At 29.8% G+C, this 16,961-nt stretch carries 14 protein-coding genes and 1 tRNA gene; 4 read left to right on the forward strand and 11 right to left on the reverse strand.

What is annotated here, in order from left to right:
* Positions 1–173: 173 nt before the first annotated feature.
* On the forward strand, positions 174–1,430 hold the full coding sequence (uvsE, locus tag CLFE_RS16215; protein WP_077894435.1) for a UV DNA damage repair endonuclease UvsE: 1,257 nt from the start codon (positions 174–176) through the stop codon (positions 1,428–1,430).
* Between the two features lie 55 nt (positions 1,431–1,485).
* Here the strand turns inward: uvsE and CLFE_RS16220 are convergent, their stop codons facing one another.
* The 11 genes from CLFE_RS16220 to CLFE_RS16270 form a co-directional block, all read right to left on the reverse strand.
* Entirely contained in the window at positions 1,486–1,677 is a 192-nt protein-coding gene (locus CLFE_RS16220; protein WP_077894436.1) for a hypothetical protein, read from the reverse strand.
* Positions 1,678–1,771: 94 nt separating this feature from the next.
* Positions 1,772–2,287 carry a GNAT family N-acetyltransferase gene (locus tag CLFE_RS16225; protein ID WP_077835448.1) on the reverse strand — a complete coding sequence of 172 codons (516 nt, stop codon included), beginning with the start codon at positions 2,285–2,287 and terminating at the stop codon, positions 1,772–1,774.
* 59 nt (positions 2,288–2,346) lie between these two features.
* On the reverse strand, positions 2,347–3,135 hold the full coding sequence (locus tag CLFE_RS16230; protein WP_077894437.1) for a phosphotransferase family protein: 789 nt from the start codon (positions 3,133–3,135) through the stop codon (positions 2,347–2,349).
* A gap of 132 nt (positions 3,136–3,267) precedes the next feature.
* Complete coding sequence (locus CLFE_RS16235) at positions 3,268–3,894, reverse strand: class I SAM-dependent methyltransferase (protein WP_077894438.1); 627 nt, start codon at positions 3,892–3,894, stop codon at positions 3,268–3,270.
* A 17-nt stretch (positions 3,895–3,911) separates the two neighbouring features.
* Positions 3,912–4,628: a class I SAM-dependent methyltransferase gene (locus tag CLFE_RS16240; RefSeq protein WP_077894439.1), complete on the reverse strand. Its 717-nt coding sequence runs from the start codon at positions 4,626–4,628 to the stop codon at positions 3,912–3,914.
* 36 nt (positions 4,629–4,664) lie between these two features.
* Entirely contained in the window at positions 4,665–5,135 is a 471-nt protein-coding gene (locus tag CLFE_RS16245; RefSeq protein WP_077894440.1) for a 6-carboxytetrahydropterin synthase, read from the reverse strand.
* 13 nt (positions 5,136–5,148) lie between these two features.
* Positions 5,149–6,246: a GGDEF domain-containing protein gene (locus CLFE_RS16250; RefSeq protein ID WP_077894441.1), complete on the reverse strand. Its 1,098-nt coding sequence runs from the start codon at positions 6,244–6,246 to the stop codon at positions 5,149–5,151.
* Positions 6,246–7,613, reverse strand: coding sequence for a TIGR03111 family XrtG-associated glycosyltransferase (locus CLFE_RS16255; protein ID WP_077894442.1), 1,368 nt, complete (start codon positions 7,611–7,613; stop codon positions 6,246–6,248). Before CLFE_RS16255 ends, CLFE_RS16250 begins: the two co-directional genes overlap by 1 nt.
* Positions 7,594–8,190, reverse strand: coding sequence for an exosortase family protein XrtG (gene xrtG / locus CLFE_RS16260; RefSeq protein WP_077835455.1), 597 nt, complete (start codon positions 8,188–8,190; stop codon positions 7,594–7,596). The genes CLFE_RS16255 and xrtG overlap by 20 nt, the downstream gene beginning before the upstream one ends.
* Positions 8,187–8,828: a Firmicu-CTERM sorting domain-containing protein gene (locus tag CLFE_RS16265; RefSeq protein ID WP_432706052.1), complete on the reverse strand. Its 642-nt coding sequence runs from the start codon at positions 8,826–8,828 to the stop codon at positions 8,187–8,189. The genes xrtG and CLFE_RS16265 overlap by 4 nt, the downstream gene beginning before the upstream one ends.
* A complete protein-coding gene (locus tag CLFE_RS16270; RefSeq protein WP_077894444.1) occupies positions 8,803–11,817 on the reverse strand; it encodes a 6-pyruvoyl-tetrahydropterin synthase-related protein in 3,015 nt (1,004 codons plus the stop codon). The genes CLFE_RS16265 and CLFE_RS16270 overlap by 26 nt, the downstream gene beginning before the upstream one ends.
* Before the next feature lie 326 nt (positions 11,818–12,143).
* Here CLFE_RS16270 and CLFE_RS16275 point away from each other — a divergent pair, with 326 nt between their 5' ends.
* The 3 genes from CLFE_RS16275 (at position 12,144) to CLFE_RS16285 (ending at position 16,730) form a co-directional block, all read left to right on the forward strand.
* Positions 12,144–14,312 carry a YhgE/Pip domain-containing protein gene (locus CLFE_RS16275; RefSeq protein WP_077894445.1) on the forward strand — a complete coding sequence of 723 codons (2,169 nt, stop codon included), beginning with the start codon at positions 12,144–12,146 and terminating at the stop codon, positions 14,310–14,312.
* A gap of 17 nt (positions 14,313–14,329) precedes the next feature.
* Positions 14,330–16,474, forward strand: a complete 2,145-nt coding sequence (locus CLFE_RS16280) for a YhgE/Pip domain-containing protein (RefSeq protein ID WP_077894446.1) — start codon at positions 14,330–14,332, stop codon at positions 16,472–16,474.
* A gap of 172 nt (positions 16,475–16,646) precedes the next feature.
* A tRNA-Leu gene (locus tag CLFE_RS16285) sits at positions 16,647–16,730 on the forward strand.
* Positions 16,731–16,961: the final 231 nt, after the last annotated feature.

A 16,961-nucleotide genomic window follows, 5' to 3' on the forward strand; every position in this document is an offset into this window, starting at 1 on the left:
ATAATAAAAATCCCTATAGCAAATAATATTACTATAATAACTCGTAACGTTTTATTTATAGTTTTTTTAACATATAACTGTTAATAATACCCTCTATATACTAATGTAGTCTTTAATTTAAACAATAGTTATGTTATATTTATTTAAAAATAATTTTTATTAGAGGTGATACTTTGTCCATTGGATATGCTTGCATTACTTTGGGTGTTAAGAATACTAAACTTTCATCCTGTACTCTTAAAAATGCCTCCGAAGAAAACTTACGAAAAATAATAGATATCAATTTGGATGCTCTTACTAATATAATTGATTACAATATAAAAAATGATATTAGGCTATTTCGCATAAGTTCCGATATAATTCCTTTTGGTTCTCACAAAATAAATACTCTTAATTGGAGAGAAGAATTTAAAGATAAGCTTTTAAGTATCGGAGAAAAAATAAAGGTTTCAAATATGAGAGTATCCATGCATCCTGGGCAGTATACTGTTTTAAATTCTATGAATGATCAGGTTGTTAAAAATGCTGTTATGGATTTAGAGTATCATACTTCCTTTCTTGATGCCCTTAAGGTTGACAGTAACAATAAAATTATTCTACATATAGGCGGAGTCTACGGTGACAAGAAAAAAGCTTCCGAAACCTTTATAAGAAACTATTCTAAATTAGCTGATAACATAAAAAAGAGATTAATTATTGAAAATGATGATAGAAGTTATACTATTGAAGACGTGCTTAATATATCTAAAGAAGCCTCTATTCCTGTAGTTTTCGATAATCTTCATAATAAGCTAAATCCATCATTTGAAAACCTTAGTGAAAATCAATGGATAAATTTAGCTAAAAAAACTTGGAAAAAGGAAGATGGAAATCAAAAGATTCATTATTCTCAGCATAAAGAAGGCGGAACTTTTGGTGCACATTCAGATACTATTTTTTTTCACGAATTTTTAGAGTTTTATAATAATCTGGAGGATAAAAACATAGACATAATGCTTGAAGTTAAAGATAAAAATCTTTCAGCTGTTAAGTGTATAAATTTGACTAAAAACACTCTTGAAATTAAAAATCTAGAACAGGAATGGGCAAGGTATAAATATTTCACTTTAAGCCGATCCCAAAAACTCTATAATAGTATAAGAGAACTTTTAAAGGATAAAACCTCAGCACCAGTAAGAGAATTTTACTCTTTAATTGAAAAAGCAATTGTACTTAAAGAAGATAAAGGTGCTGAAATAAATGCTATTGAGCATGTTTGGGGATATGTAAACAAAAACTGCTCTGACGCTGAGAAAAGACGTTATCAAAAGCTTTTCAAAGAATTTTATGAAGGCACAGGAAAAATCAGTACCTTAAAAAAACATATTTTAAAATGTGCCATTGAGCAAAACAAAGAGTATCTTATAGATTCACTTTATTTTTATATTTAATGTAACTATAAAAGAAAGAGTACAATGAAAAATTTTTCTCATTGTACCTTTTCTTTTATTTAGAAGTATTTTGAAGGCTTTGACTTATCTTTGCTGTATCTCCTGAAACTGTGGAAGATATAATTTTATACTTGAGCTTTGGCAGAATTTCTTCAACAATCTTCCTCTCATTTTCATTACTATAAGAAATTTTCTTATCGCTAGTATTTAAATATGTACTTGCGGTTTTAATATCATTTTTCCTCAAAGCATCAAACCACTTGGTTATTTTTATTTGCAAATAAGTTGCCTTTATTACTGCAAATTATATAAATTACATAAATTGTTTTTTATTGTTCAGATCATTCTTCAACTCCTAGATTCAAAAACTTTGCCATAAAAATAAGATCCTTATATCCTTCTTCGGTTTTTATTGCTTTTATCTTTTTTCCTTCTTCTTCAAAACCAAATTTTTTGTAGAGCTCTATAGCCCTAGTATTATCATGAAATACCTCTAACTCAATTTTTTCAATCTTCTTTTTTTTGGCCCATGCTATAACTGTTTTAAGAAGTAAGCTGCCAATACCTTTTCCTGTATATTCTTTTAGTATAGTAACGCCAAATAATGCTGTGTGATTTAATTGACTTAACCCGCTTCTTTGTAGATTAGCACTCCCAATTATTATTCCATCTACCTCAACCACTATAAAAATAGCTGAGTTTCTTATATATTCTTGTTCCACTTCAACTGTAAAATCAAATTCTTCAGCTGTCCTTTCAAAGAATGGTGATTCCTGAATAACTCGTTTAACTAGTCTAAGGATCTGATAGGCATCACCTGTGTCTGCCCTTCTAATTATAAGGCTTTCACTTTTCATTCCTTAATCCCCCCTTTTAAGATACTACAGGTGAATAAACACCTGCAATATGAAAAATACTAAAGCTTAGCATCAATAAATTCTAAGAGATCCTTCTTCTCACCTTCTGAAAGCCTTTCGCTAAGTCTTGCTGCTGCCACTGGAAGCTCCCACCTTTCTATTTGTTCCCTTTTAATTCCTGATATTTTCATATAGTGTTTTATATAATCTACATAAAATCTTCTTTTTAAAAACTTTACAACGTGAACGTTTTTCTTTCCCTTATCGCTGCCAAATTTAAGCATCACTACTGTTCTAGCAATATCACCTATCCTACTTCCCTTTGCCGCTGTCATCCAGTCAATTATTGCCTCTCCATCCTGAGTTATAAGTATATTATCAGGATGCAAATCTCCATGACACAGGATATTATCATCCTCAAGTTCATCAATATAACTATATAGCTTTTCCTTTACCTCTTCTTTTAAAAGCTCTGTTCTTGAAATGTTATCCTTAAGTGTAGCTTTTAAACTTGGCAATTCAAAATCAACTGGCTGCTGAATAGCTTCATGCAGTTCTGCCAATCTCTGTGCCTCCCGTCTTATCATCCACGGCTTTGAACCAATTATCTCCATCATTGTAGTTCCATTAACTTTTTCATATATAATGCCGCTTCTATCCTCTACTTTTACAAGATCATAAACCTTAGGTACCAAATCAAGCTTTTTTGAAACCTTTGAGCTTGCTTTATACTCTTTTTCAATAATATTTTTAGGAAGATCTTCTTTAAAAAGCTTCAAAATTTTATCTTCTTCATATTCAAATACTTCAGATGTTCTTCCTTTAGCAATTAACTTTCCCCTATTCAACTTAACCCCACCTTTTTAATTTTAAACTTTAAATCAACCCTCGAATTTTTAATAGGGTACGTCCTTATATATATGCAAAACTTAACACTCAAAGAACCATTCCCTATTTAGATGTGTTTTAATCAATTCCCTCTATGACTTTTTCACAATTTCAACTATCCACGTAAAATTCACTATGTATTCACTGTTAACTTCAAGTCCCAGTTGCCTAACATAATTCTCCAAAACCTCCATGTTACTGTAACACTTACAATTTACTGCTTCCCACAAATCTCTCCTTTCTAAGAATAACAAGTTTTTTTTACATTGTTCTTTTTCTAAATCATTTTTGAACATGTAATCTGCAATAATAATTTTTCCATCTCTTTTTAAATATCCAAGCATATTCTTAATTGCTGCTTTCTTTTGGTCTTCTTTTAATGCATGAAAAGCAAAGGTAGTTACAACAATGTCTGCTTTATTTTGCATAAATGCCTTGTCTAAAAAGCTTCCCTGTACAAATTTCATATTTTTATATTTTTCTTTTGCGCCTTCTAGCATTTCTTTACTTTTATCAATACCTATTACTTCAATAGTTTTACTTAATTGTCCACATAAATTCCCTGTTCCACAACCTATATCAATTACCGTTTTTGCCTTACTATCTATTATTCTTTTTCTTATTTTACATAATATTTCATCATACTTCTCAAATAAACCTAATTCATCGTCTTTTCTTTCTCTGACCATTTTATCGAATCTTGCTGCTTTATCATTCATGTTCATTTTCACCTACCTTATTTTCTCAAAATTACATGATTAAAAAATGATATATCAACATACTCTTTTATATCTGATACCTTCATTTCAATTTGAAACATCTTATCCTGCCAGGAAGGCTCCTCTTTTATTTCATTATTTTGCAAGCCCCAAAAGGTTCTAATTCCAAGTATTTTTTCTACATTAAAATCAAACCCTTCTCCCCACTTTTTAATATCCTCTAAATTGTAATAGGCTACTTGTCCCAAATTTATAGAATTAATATTTCCCCCATCTAAAAGTTTAATTGCTTCTTCTATATTATTTTCGAAGACCACCTTTTGCATAATCCTTCCTGCATGATTATGCTTTATTATAGATATAATTCCATCTTTTTTTATAACTCTTAAAAACTCTCTAAATATTTCTTCTCTATCCTTAGCATACTCAAAAACATTATGGCAAAGCACCACGTCAAAGGAAGCATCTTTAAATTTCCTTAACTCTTGTAATCCTCCAATAATTTGATTGTATCTACTTTTGCAAAAAGTTTTTCTAACCATTTCACTATTTGGCTCTATTGCAACAACCTCATTATTTTTTGCCAAATGCTCTGCTGTAATTCCAAAGCCACTTCCAAAATCCAAGACCTTAAAGCCTTTCACTTTATTTAGCTGTTGAAAAACCACTTTATAGAAAAGTTTTCCCCACGGCTTTTTTGTATATTCTAAATAATTTTTTAAATTACTATCCATCTTATCCTCCTAAAGCTTCTCTTTTAATTTTACACCTTATTCAGACTTTATTCCATATTTTTTTAATTTGTCTAATTTTTGTATCAGGCTGTTTTCCATTATTTTACTTTTATTAATACTTATCTCATAGTTATTTTCAAATTCTCTGGATAAATCAATAATATATGATCTTGTAGGTGTTTCGCTTATCTCTATAGACAATAAAATCCATCCTGCATCTAAAAGAAGTACTCTCAACTTTTCCTTAAAAAATTTGCATATGTTTTCTAAGGTTGGATTTAGTGTTGTAAAAGGTTCAACTTCGTTTATATATAAATCTTGATATTTTTTAATATAGTCTTCAACATACTTTTCCACGTCATTGAAGATAATAAAATCCTCCTCAAGCTTTATAGTATATATAATAATTTCCCAGGTATGTGGATGTTCTTCCCCTAGCACCCCGTTTATATATATTGAATGAGAGGCATTGAGGTAAAACTTAAATTTATATTCATCATAATGCAAAGCTTACCCTCCCTTACAAATTTACCTTTTCAAAGGCAGATCTTAAATTCATAATAGTTTCTCCATCCTCCTCCTTCTTCACTGAAATTCCAAATCTCAAAGCACAACTAGTTTTCCCCCTAATATCATCCATAAGTTTAAAAGCCTCTTCTCTATTTGTGTTCACCTTTACTACTACGAATTTGTTGTAATCAATTCTTGAAACAATTTCATTACCATACAGTGATTTTGCTGTTTCACATAGATTTCTTTCAGAAGCATTTCTAACCTCAAGTACAATAAATGCTATAGGTAAAAATGCTGATATATTTAGCTTCTTTAAACATTTATAAAAAAATTCCATATTGTATACTCCTGTTAAAGAATCATGTATACTTGCTCTTTTTAAAATGCCTTCTTCCTTTGCTAACTTTTCTATAAATTTTTCTATTTCAATATTTTTATTCCTTAGAGTTTTTTTCATAACCTGAAGATTATTAAATGACACGTATAAATGCATAGCAAAAGCAAAGGAAATACATAGTAAACATGCAGTAAATAATAAAGAAATTATATATATTCTTGTTGTATGCTGATCAAAACAAGTTTCATTCATAAGATAAGTTTCTGAGGTTGAAGCTCCAACAATATAAGTATCATTTCCAACCTTAAAAGGGTACCAGGCTAAAATTTCTTTCCCTACGGAATTATCCTTAACTACTTCATCATATCCTGCTTCTCCCCTTAAAATGCTTCTTTTCATATTAGATAAATCATAACCTCCTTTATACTCAAGCATAGAAAAGAATTGTTTTAAACTTTTATTATTATAACTTGACGTTATGCTGTCATTTCTTTCAAAAATAACTCCTTTACTGCTGTACAAAAACATGTAATTATTTTTAGAATTAACTTCTTTTTTAAGTACTTTTTTTTCTTCTGAGGTTTTAAAGGAAGCTTGAACCTTATCTGATATTTCAACTACTCTTAAGTACTGCTGTTTCATAAATGCCTTTATTATATTGCTTCTACTTGTGTTCACTTCATTTATAATGAAATACCACAGAATAGAAATTGAAATTACATTTATAATAAATACGCTGAATATCTTAACTAAAAATTTTCTTTTCATTAATCATTCACCAAATGCCTTATTTTTTCTATTTTTTTACAAACCAATCTAAAATCTGAATTTACAACCTTTAAAAATGCATCCAGTTCTTCACTTAAGTTTAAAGTTCGCCATCTACTTTTAATTTTTATACTGTTAATCATTCCAGCAAAGCGTATCCAAAATATACAAAAATTATAAATGGGCATTAAAAATATATAGATTTTTTTGCTTTTATAATATTTTCTTATATTTTTATATTGTTTAAGATAACACTTTACATTTAAATAGAATAAAAAAGCCGACATAACATATAGTGCATATATTATGACCATAGATCCTCCCACAAGGTATATTGGATAATTCATAAAAAACAAAAATATTATAGCAAAGTACCATATCATTCTTGGAAAAGCAAAGGTATGATCGTACATAAGCACTCTCACCATAAAATTCCCAAAAAAACCTAAGGAAGATTTCATTTTATCCTTAAAAAACATATGAGAAACTTCGATTTCTCCTCTTTGCCATCTCTGCCTTTGAGTATAGAGCTTGTTTAAATTGTCTATTGGGTCTACAAGAAATATTGAGTTATAAGAGAGATATACTTTTTGTTTAAGTAGCTTTCTAATTTGAAAAGTTATATGGGTATCCTCACAAACAGTTTTGCTATTATAAAGCTGAGTTTTTAAAATGGTTGACTTCCTAAAGGCTGAAAATGCACCAGACAGGGTATATATACTGTCAAGCTCCGATTGAAAATTTCTTCCTGCTAAAAAAGCTTGAGCATACTCAAAAAATTCGCACCTTCTTATATGTTTTAAAAATACTTCTTTCGTGTTTTCTATTGCCCTTATATTGCTTAAGACCACTCCTGTCATGCAGTGAATATTAGCATTATTTTCAAATCTAACTATCATATTTTTTATTGCATCCTTATGGATTATTCCATCACTGTCCACATGAATTATATACTTCCCACTGCTATTAAAAAGAGCTGCATTTAAAGCTTTAGACTTTCCCTGTTTCGAATTCATATATCTCATAGAGAGGTCTTCGAATTCCTTTTGACACTGTGCAAAAACCTGAAAACTATTATCTTGACTCATATTATTTACTATGATTAGGTCTATAAGCTTTGTTGGATAGCTGCAATAATATAGAGATTCAATACATTCTTTTAAAGTATGCTCCGAATTATATACAGGTACTATTATGGTTATTTCAGGAAACGTGCCAACAAAATTCTTCTTATTCACACTGAAGTTTTTTTTATATAAAATAATAAATCCAAAAACCGCCGGTAAAATCTCCATTATAAAGGGTATTATAATCCACGCCATCCAAAACACAATTTCTCTTAAGCTTTTACTTAACAGTATACTCATAAGAAATATTACCTACCTTTTGTCTTTTTATCTGTGCTTTAGTAAATATATGAAAGTATAAAATAATAGAAAGCACATAAAAAATAATTCTTCCAAATATAGTATGTGCAAAATAAAACATACTATCTCCATAAAAATGAACTATGCTGCATATTATAAAAATTCTTAATATATTAGCAAAAAATATCCAAAGGAAGCCTGTTATACTGTACATTATTTTCTCTAGAACGTTGTATAGTGGAAAAAACCACAAAAGAGATAAATACGCAAAAACCTCTATAATTCCAGAGCACTCATAATCAATGTACATGGAGATATTGGAATTAAGTGAGGATATAAATATAAATCCATAATCCGGAAAGGATTTAAAATATCCAGTAACCCCTCCTAAAATCCCTGAAACTGTAGTTATCCAAAGAGTTAAAATATCTACCCCTTCCTTTTGAAATGTTATAAGAATAAAAAAGAATAGAAAAACAGATCCTATCAAGAACTTAAAAAAATAGAGCTTTGCACGTGTTAAAACAGATATAATATAGAGCCATAAAATAAAAAGAATAGTGATTATAACTTTCATAGCCTTCCTCTTATTTTCACAAAGGTAGCAGCTATAGCTATTACTGAACATAGTGCAATTCCTAAATAAGGTCCTGTACTTCCTATTTCGAAGGTAATGTACTTTTCTCCTAGATCAGGTATTTTAAGACTAACATTTTCAATACCCACTGCTCCCTCTTTTTTAAATTCTGTTAAAGGTATTTTAAATTCCGCTTCATCACTAGTTTTTCCATCACTGTTACTTCCACGGACAACATACCCATCTTGTGATACTGCCTTGTACCCTCCATCCATATCATAGACCGTTATTCTTCCAACTTTAGGAGTGTCCGGAACAATCTGAAGATGCTTATCTACATTACTACTCCCATTAAAATGACATTCTACAACATAGTTTTGTAATCTCTGTCCTCCCTTTGTTGCCATTTTTATATACATATATAAGTAATTATCATCTGTAATTTCCTTAACTTGATGAACTTGTTCTGGAACAACACTACCATATCTCAAATAAATTATTGGTTTATCATTCCAATCATCAAAATATCCGTCTAAACTTATTGGTGTTGCCGCAGCACTTACACTTACAGGCAGCAAAATTATAGCTGTTATAAATACACAAAAGAAACTTTTAAGTATTTTTTTCAATACCTTCACCCTTCCCCTTAAATACAAAGCTAATCAATATAATAAATCCAATTATCCCCATAAGCGATACCGCTATTCCCTTCCTTAAATATGGATAATCTATTAAAATATTTGTTACACCCTTTTTATCTACATTTAAAAGATTTTGATCTTTATATATTTTTTTATCTCCTTTATAGGCATCTAAATATGCTAAAGTTGTATTAACATTATTTTTAGGTGAATTTATCCTTATTGAATTTTTACCATAGCTTATATCTATAGGTACGATTTCTCTTTTAGGCGTATTTAAAAAACTTTTTCCTATTATTCTACTCATTATGTCAATGGATTTATGGTCTTCATTTGTCATTCCATTGAACAATAAATTAAAACCCAGAAAATACACATTTTTATTTTTTTTAGTTCCCGTACCCAAAAAAGCAAGCTTCTTATCTTTTACCCATGAAAAGCCTTGAATTTCAGGAAGCTTTTCAAGATAAACTGTATTCCATTTTTTATATTCTTCTTTAAATACAACTTTTTCCTCATATTTTTCTTTATCAAAAAATAAATTAGGCATTCTATTATTAAAGGTTATTGGCTCTGAGGTTACTCCCAAAAATATCATTCTATTTGTAATATTATCAGCTGGTATTCTGTTCATATCTATAATTACTTTAACGCCATTTTCACTTAACTTAGTTATCATTTTCTCAGCTTCAGCTCTAAGGTTATAAGAAAATCCCGATAAATAAATAACTTTATATTTCATAAGCTCCTTTAATGAGTAGTCTTCAATATTATCAGAACTTCCTTTTCTAAAGTCTGGATATAAAAGTGGCAAACTTTCTGATGATTTTCCTATACAAAGCCCCTCGTATTCCGTAATAACGCCAAAGGCTTTAGGTGTATTTAAGTGAAATATATAACTGTCATCATTTTGAAAATAAAGTTTGTAACCAAGAAGTCCTGCTGCATATACTATATCTTTAAAATTATCCTTACCCTTCTTAAGTACAGATTTTCTTAACACTACAGTATCACAGCCCATTTCCATTGATCTGTCAAACATATATTTGTAATATCCATTTTCCATAGCTGTATTTAGTAAAACAATATTATTTGCAGTTGCTGCTCCCTGCCATGCCCATCCATAAGAATAAGTCGATTTATTTTCTCCATTACAAATATAGTATGAAGCATAGGATGCGAAGGTACTATCATCTAAAAGAGAAATTCTTTGCTGTGTTATGTCTTTAGCTTTTGAAAGTACTTTTTCACTATCTAGATTTCTTCCCTCTGGGTATAGCGAAAATCTAAAGGACAACATACTATCAGCTATTATAATAATAATTACTGTTATTTTTATATATTTCTTTAAACTTTTCCAATTCAAAAAACTTATTATAAAAAGTGCATAGGCTATTGGTGCAAATCTTATCATCCAAAATAGTTGATTCAAGGGAAGTTTTGATACTATAGGTAAAAATGCTGTAGTACTGGCTAAAAGAATAATTACTGAGGTTATAAAACCAGGCAAGCTTTTCTTTTTAGAAAGCACTATACCAAACAAAGCCACCAAAAATATAGATAGGCCATAATAGAACATGCCATTTTTCCCATCAGGTGTAAGCCTTATAAATGGATTTAATGCTACTGCAAATTTAGCACTAAAAAACTTCATAACTTCGCTTGTAGCATCACTATTCATAGAAGTAAGACCACCTTTAAGCGCTGGGTAAAGCCACACTCCACAAATTGCAATTCCCATAAACATTGCAATTATACATTGAATAGGTTTTAAGATTTTCTTGAATATAATGGAATAAATGAATAGAAACATAAATGACGCTACGCCTACCATTGCTGATATCATAAGATGTGTGAAAGTAATAAGCGTCATAAATAATGTCATAGGTAGTATTGACCACTTCTTGTCATACTCTACAAAGTCCCACAAGAAGTAAAATAGATAAGGCAATAATACTGTTATTACTGCTCTTGGAATATTTCCCTCATAAAAAAGCACCTTTAAGTTCTCCGGAAGAAAAAACCATAGTATTCCCAGAACAAGTGCAGTAAATACACATTTTTCTCTTATACCCCAGATAAGCCACCCCAAGGCTCCAATCAAAAATAACAAAATAATAAAAATAAGATAAGCATTTAAAGTATTTCCTGACATTAAAAATTCACAAACTGAAAATACATAATATGATAGTGGCGCCCAATACCTAAAAGGCTGAACTCCATTGTACCAATACTTTGTAAATAACGGATATAGATTTCCCTGTCTTAAATTTTTGTATAGAAACTCTCCCTTAAATATATGACCATAAGTATCTATACCCCAGGGATATCCTCCTACGTTCCATAAATAATATAGAAGCGCTACTGCTGAAAAAATAATACAAATTACTGAAATAACTACTCTCTTCTTCACTGAATATTTTTTAGTTATATCATTATTTACTTTTCTATGTGCCCTTACTTCTTCTATTTCTATTTCTTTTTCTCTTACTTCCTCTTCTACTACTTTTTCTTCTCTTTCATGTTCTTTAAATCCTTTAATTAACTCCTCTGTACACAAGGTAAGAATTCCATCTAATATAACTTTTTTTACTTTGTTTTCATGTCTTTTCTTGTCTTTTTTACTATATGAATTTACAACATAAACTCTAGAAGGAGTCTCACTTATTTCTAATTTAATAAGCTGAACTTTTTTCTTATCAAATACTTTTGTAAACTCCTCAAATAAAACATTTCCTATATTCTCTAGAGTAGGCTCTATTTTATTAAAAGGTTCTACTTTATTAAGCTCTTTTTCTTCATATCTTTTTAAGTAATCTTCAACTACTCTCTCCATCTTGTTATATAGTAAAAACGTATCGTAATACACTTTAACCCTAAGAGAAATTATAAAAGTATGCGCATGTACTGTTCCTCTTTTATTATTAATTAAAACACTATGGGAGGCATTTAATTTAAATTTATATATATATCCTTCAAACTCCACTAAAACCTCCTTTAAACATTTATGAATTTTAATTACATATTAACATTATTTTTCAAATTATTCAATCTTAACCCGTCACTATTTTTCATATGATTCTCATTATTTTTCACAGTATTACTTTATTATTATACTTTTTTCAATTTAATGTGGTAAAATAAATTATGTCTTACCCCGCATACAATAAGGAAAATACTTACATTGCATATTAAAAAAACTTTACTTTTTAAAATTTTTTACGAATTACAATGTATAAGCATTTTTACATTATATAAGGAGTAAAATACTAACATTAATATATTCTATTCAAAACAATAAGGAGTTTACGCATGAGACATATTTTCAACATTTTAAAAATATACAAACGTGATCTTAAAAGTATTATAAAAAATCCCATTGCCTTACTAATAATAACTGGTATATGTATTCTTCCTTCACTATACGCTTGGATAAATATAAAGGCTTGTTGGAATCCTTATGAACATACTAGCACTATACCAGTTGCAGTAGTCAATAATGATAAAGGCACTCCCTTTAGAGGCAAAAATTTAAATATGGGAAATCAAATTGTAGAAAGCTTGAAAAAGAATCATAAAATAGGTTGGGTTTTTGTAAATTCAGCTGATGCAAATATGGGAATTGTAGATGGAAGCTATACTGCCATGATTGAGATTCCAAGTAATTTTTCTTCAAGATTTACAAGTATTCTTGATAGCTCTCCAAAAAAGCCTGAAATTATATATAAGGTAAATACAAAAGAGAATCCTGTAGCAGGAAAAATAACTGGAGTTGCCAAGGATACTCTAAGCAATGAAATAACTACAGAATTTATAGCTACTGTCAACAAAACTATATTCTCTTCTCTTAACAAGGTTGGTGGAGAGGCAGAGAAAAACAAGAGCAATATTCTAAAATTAAAAAACAATATAGTAAATGTAAATACAAATATGGATTTTATATTATCTGCACTTAGCAGTATAAATAATAATTCCTCTAACTTGAGCTCTTTTTTAACCCAAATAAAATCTACAATACCAAGCGTTCAAAACAGCCTCGGTATTATTTCAAATACTAACACTCAAAACAAAAATATGCTTAAGCAGACTCAAAGCACTTTAAATAGTTCTCTTGACAATGTAGCTCTTAATTTAAATGGTGCTGAAGCTTCAACTTACAGAGTAAAAACCTTAGCTGATTCACTGAACACAAAATTTACAAGTTATAATTCATCTGAAATTTATTCTAATATATCGAAAGCTAATTCTGAGCTGGAAAATCTAAATAACTCCATAAGTTCAATTATAGATTTTCTTCAAAAAATGAATGAAACAGCTAGCAACAAATCTCTGTCCGATATGTTAGTTCAATTAAAAGACACTCAAACTTCAATTGCAACTGAAAAATCAAATTTAGACAGTCTTCAGAAAAAACTTCTTAATAGTAACGACTTAGACAGTAGCTTGGTTTCTTCTATAACTAATTTAGCTAATAATATAAATACTCAGATGATAAATTCTAACAAACAATACTCAACTAGTGTACGTGGTCCTTTAAATTCTATAGCAAATAATTTAATTTCTAGTACAGATGATGCTTCCTCTATGCTTGGTACTGCACATGATTTGAACAATCAAATAAATAATCTTTTAAAAACCTCAATAGATGGCAGTAATCTATCCTCTAAGGTTTCTTTAGATTTAAAAAATAGACTAGTACAGTTTAAGGATATAATTTCACTTTTAAGCGATAAATTGCAAGAAACTAACAACGATGACCTCGTACAAATTATAAGTATTCTGCAGAGTAATCCAAATTTTATGGGTAATTTTATATCAACACCCTTTAGTATAAAAGATGAATCCATATACAGCATACCAAATTATGGTTCCGGTATGGCTCCTGTTTATACTGTACTTGCAATTTGGGTTGGATGTTTACTTTTGGTATCCCTGTTAAAAACAAAAGTACCACACTTTGAGGGCTACGAAGAATTGACCTTAAGAGAAAAACACTTTGGAAAGATGTTAACCTTTATGACTCTAAGCTTAATACAAGCCTTTATAGTATCTGTCGGTGACCTAGTACTTTTAAATGTTTATACTGTAAATGCCGCTTTACTAATTGCTTTTTCATTAGTATCAGGACTTACTTTCTGCATTATAGTATTCACCTTAGTTTCAGTCCTTGGAAACATAGGCAAGGCAGTAAGTATTGTATTTTTAATAGTTCAAATCGCAGGTAGCGGTTCTACTTATCCTATACAGGTAGATCCTTTAATCTTTAGAATCATGCAACCTCTATTTCCATTTACCTACAGCGTTGGTGGCTTTAGAGAGGCCATTGCCGGTCCTTTAATTAGCCGTGTAATGCTTGATTTTATAGCTTTAATCTTAATATCAATTTTCTTTCTTTTATTTGGTTTCTTCTTTAAACGTCCTCTTAATAGGATAGTTTCAAAGTTTGAATCAGGCTTTAAAAAATCAGGTATAGGTGAATAACTTTAGGAGGGGATTACATGAAAAAAATTTTCAGAGTATTTTTAAGAGACTTAAAGAGCATTAGAAAAAGCCCTTCTGCTATTATAATGGTTTTAGGCTTATGTTTTTTACCTTCTTTGTATGCGTGGATAAACATAAAAGCATGTTGGGATCCTTATGCCAATACGGGAAATATCCCTGTTGCCGTTGTAAATGAAGATCAAGGCGCAATTTTTAACAATAAAAAAATAAATGCAGGTAATGAAATTGTAGCTGAATTAAAAAAGAATAAATCCATAGATTGGACATTTGTAGATGAATGGCAGGGAAATTATGGTTTAAATGAAGGAAAGTATTATGCCCTTTTAGACATACCAAGCAATTTTTCAAGTGGTCTTGTAAGCCTAACAACTCCAACCCCAGAAAAACCTGCTATTGTTTACAGGGGAAATGAGAAGCTCAATGCCATAGCTTCAAAAATAACTAACACTGCTAAGGATCATTTAGCAGAGGAATTAAAGGTTAATTTTGTAAATACCGTTACAAAAGAAGCACTAAAGTTAATAAAATCTAATAGTAACACTCTTAATAAGTCAAATATTGTAGCACTTAAAGAGACTCTAAATGAGGCCACTAAAAATCTTGGTGATACTCAAAATCAGATACAAAATGCAAACAAAAGTGCAGAAAATATAAGTGCCTATTTATCTAGGCTTCAAACAAATTTGCCTAAAATAACAGATCAAATAACTAAGCTTCAAAATGCTGCTGAGAGCAGTAAGGATTTAATATCACAGACAAAGCAGACTTTAACTACTTCCTCTAATAACTTAAATAATGATATGGTAGATGTTCAAGCTAAAAATGGTCAGTTTCAAGCTCTGCTTAGTCAGTTAAAAAATTCGGATGGTTCAACTTCAGATTTAGATAATATAGTAAATCAATTGATTAATATAAATAGTTCCATGAACTCCATTTTAAAATCGGATTTAGATTACCTTCAATCTATTATAAAGACTAATCCAAATCCCAATATAAATTCACTAATAAATAGTTTTCAGGGATTAGATTCTTCTGTTAATAATGCTTCTACTTCTTTAAACCAGCTAAAAACTTCTGTTGATTCAGGTGCACCAAAGGATACAATAAATGGTGAGATTGATGCATTGTCTAATTTGACAAATCAGCTTTCACTTAGCATGTTAAATTCATCAAACAGCCTTTACTCTACAGTATTGCCTGTTTTAAATAACATAGGTGATAATTTAAATAATAACTTGACTGACATAAGCGGTGTTTTAGAGAGTACGAAAGTTGTAGTTCCAGAACTTAATGCCTTAGCAAACTATGGTATAGCAAGTAGTCAGCTTTCTGTAAATCAAGCAAATGAGTTAAACAATAAACTTTCATCCCTATCTTTAGACTTAAACAATATAAACAACAAAATGAATTCTTTAAGTGATGATGATATAAATAGTCTAACTAAGCTTTTGTCCATGAACACAGATGAACTTGCAAGCTTTATCTCCTCACCGCTTATAACAAAAGAAGTTGATGTATACGGTCAGGGAGTATTTGGTGTTGGTTTAACACCTTTTTATTCTGTACTTGCAATTTGGGTTGGAGTTCTACTGTTGTCCTCATTACTTACAACAGAATTTAAAAACTCAACCCAAAAGGATCGCCTAAATATTTGGCAAAAACATTTTGGTAAGATGCTTCTATTTTTAATATTATCACTTATTCAAAGTACGATTATAGTCCTTGGAGATGTATATTTACTTGGTGTAAATCCACAAAATATGCTTATGCTTCTAATCTTTGGATGGATATGCTCAGTTACCTTCACATTTATTATATTTACCTTAGTTGCTATCTTTGGTAATGTAGGTAAAGCTATCGCAGTTGTAATAATGGTATTTCAAATTGCAGGAGCTGGAGGTATATATCCAATACAAACAAATCCTAAAATTTTTGGAATGCTTGAACCTCTTTGGCCTTTTACTTACGGAATAAACGGTTTTAGAGAAGCTATTTCTGGTCCAATATGGAGTACTGTTTATAAAAATATTTTAGCTTTAGGCTGTTTTGTTGTATTTTTCTTCTGTATGACGGTTTTAAAGAAACCTTTCCATAAGCTAACAAAAACTATGGAACATAAATTTAAAGAATCTGGATTGTAAAATATGAAGGACACTGGCTCAAACCCAGTGTCCTATTAATTGCTGTTAGTTTCCTAAATTAAAATACTACTTAAATACTTATTATTATAAATGAAATATAACTTATACCTAAATCTTAACAAAAAAACTTGACTAGTATTCTAATATATGATATATTATTACATGTTGATGCGCCGAAGTGGTGGAATTGGCAGACGCAACGGACTCAAAATCCGTCGGTAGTGATACCATGCGGGTTCGACTCCCGCCTCCGGCACTAAGAATTTTCAAGGCTTTAGAGAGTATTATTAATTTAATGCTCTCTTTTATTTTTATTAATTTGTCATCACATTGTCATCAAATTAAATACTATATATTAAAGCTCTTAAATATCTATAGATATTTAAACAGCTCTAGTGGGTAGCAAATAAATTTTGCTACCCTTATTTTATTTAGAGGAATATTGAACTTTATGTAGAAATTAACTTTATTACATAATTTTTAGGAG

This window comes from Clostridium felsineum DSM 794 (assembly GCF_002006355.2).
GTDB lineage: Bacteria > Bacillota > Clostridia > Clostridiales > Clostridiaceae > Clostridium_S > Clostridium_S felsineum.

Coding starts and splice junctions, on each gene's coding strand:
- CLFE_RS16225 (WP_077835448.1), bottom strand. CDS start 2,287: ATGAAAAGTGAAAGCCTTATAATTAGAAGGGCAGACACAGGTGATGCC.
- CLFE_RS16235 (WP_077894438.1), bottom strand. CDS start 3,894: ATGAATGATAAAGCAGCAAGATTCGATAAAATGGTCAGAGAAAGAAAA.
- CLFE_RS16240 (WP_077894439.1), bottom strand. CDS start 4,628: ATGGATAGTAATTTAAAAAATTATTTAGAATATACAAAAAAGCCGTGG.
- CLFE_RS16250 (WP_077894441.1), bottom strand. CDS start 6,246: ATGAAAAGAAAATTTTTAGTTAAGATATTCAGCGTATTTATTATAAAT.
- CLFE_RS16255 (WP_077894442.1), bottom strand. CDS start 7,613: ATGAGTATACTGTTAAGTAAAAGCTTAAGAGAAATTGTGTTTTGGATG.
- xrtG (WP_077835455.1), bottom strand. CDS start 8,190: ATGAAAGTTATAATCACTATTCTTTTTATTTTATGGCTCTATATTATA.
- CLFE_RS16275 (WP_077894445.1), top strand. CDS start 12,144: ATGAGACATATTTTCAACATTTTAAAAATATACAAACGTGATCTTAAA.
- CLFE_RS16280 (WP_077894446.1), top strand. CDS start 14,330: ATGAAAAAAATTTTCAGAGTATTTTTAAGAGACTTAAAGAGCATTAGA.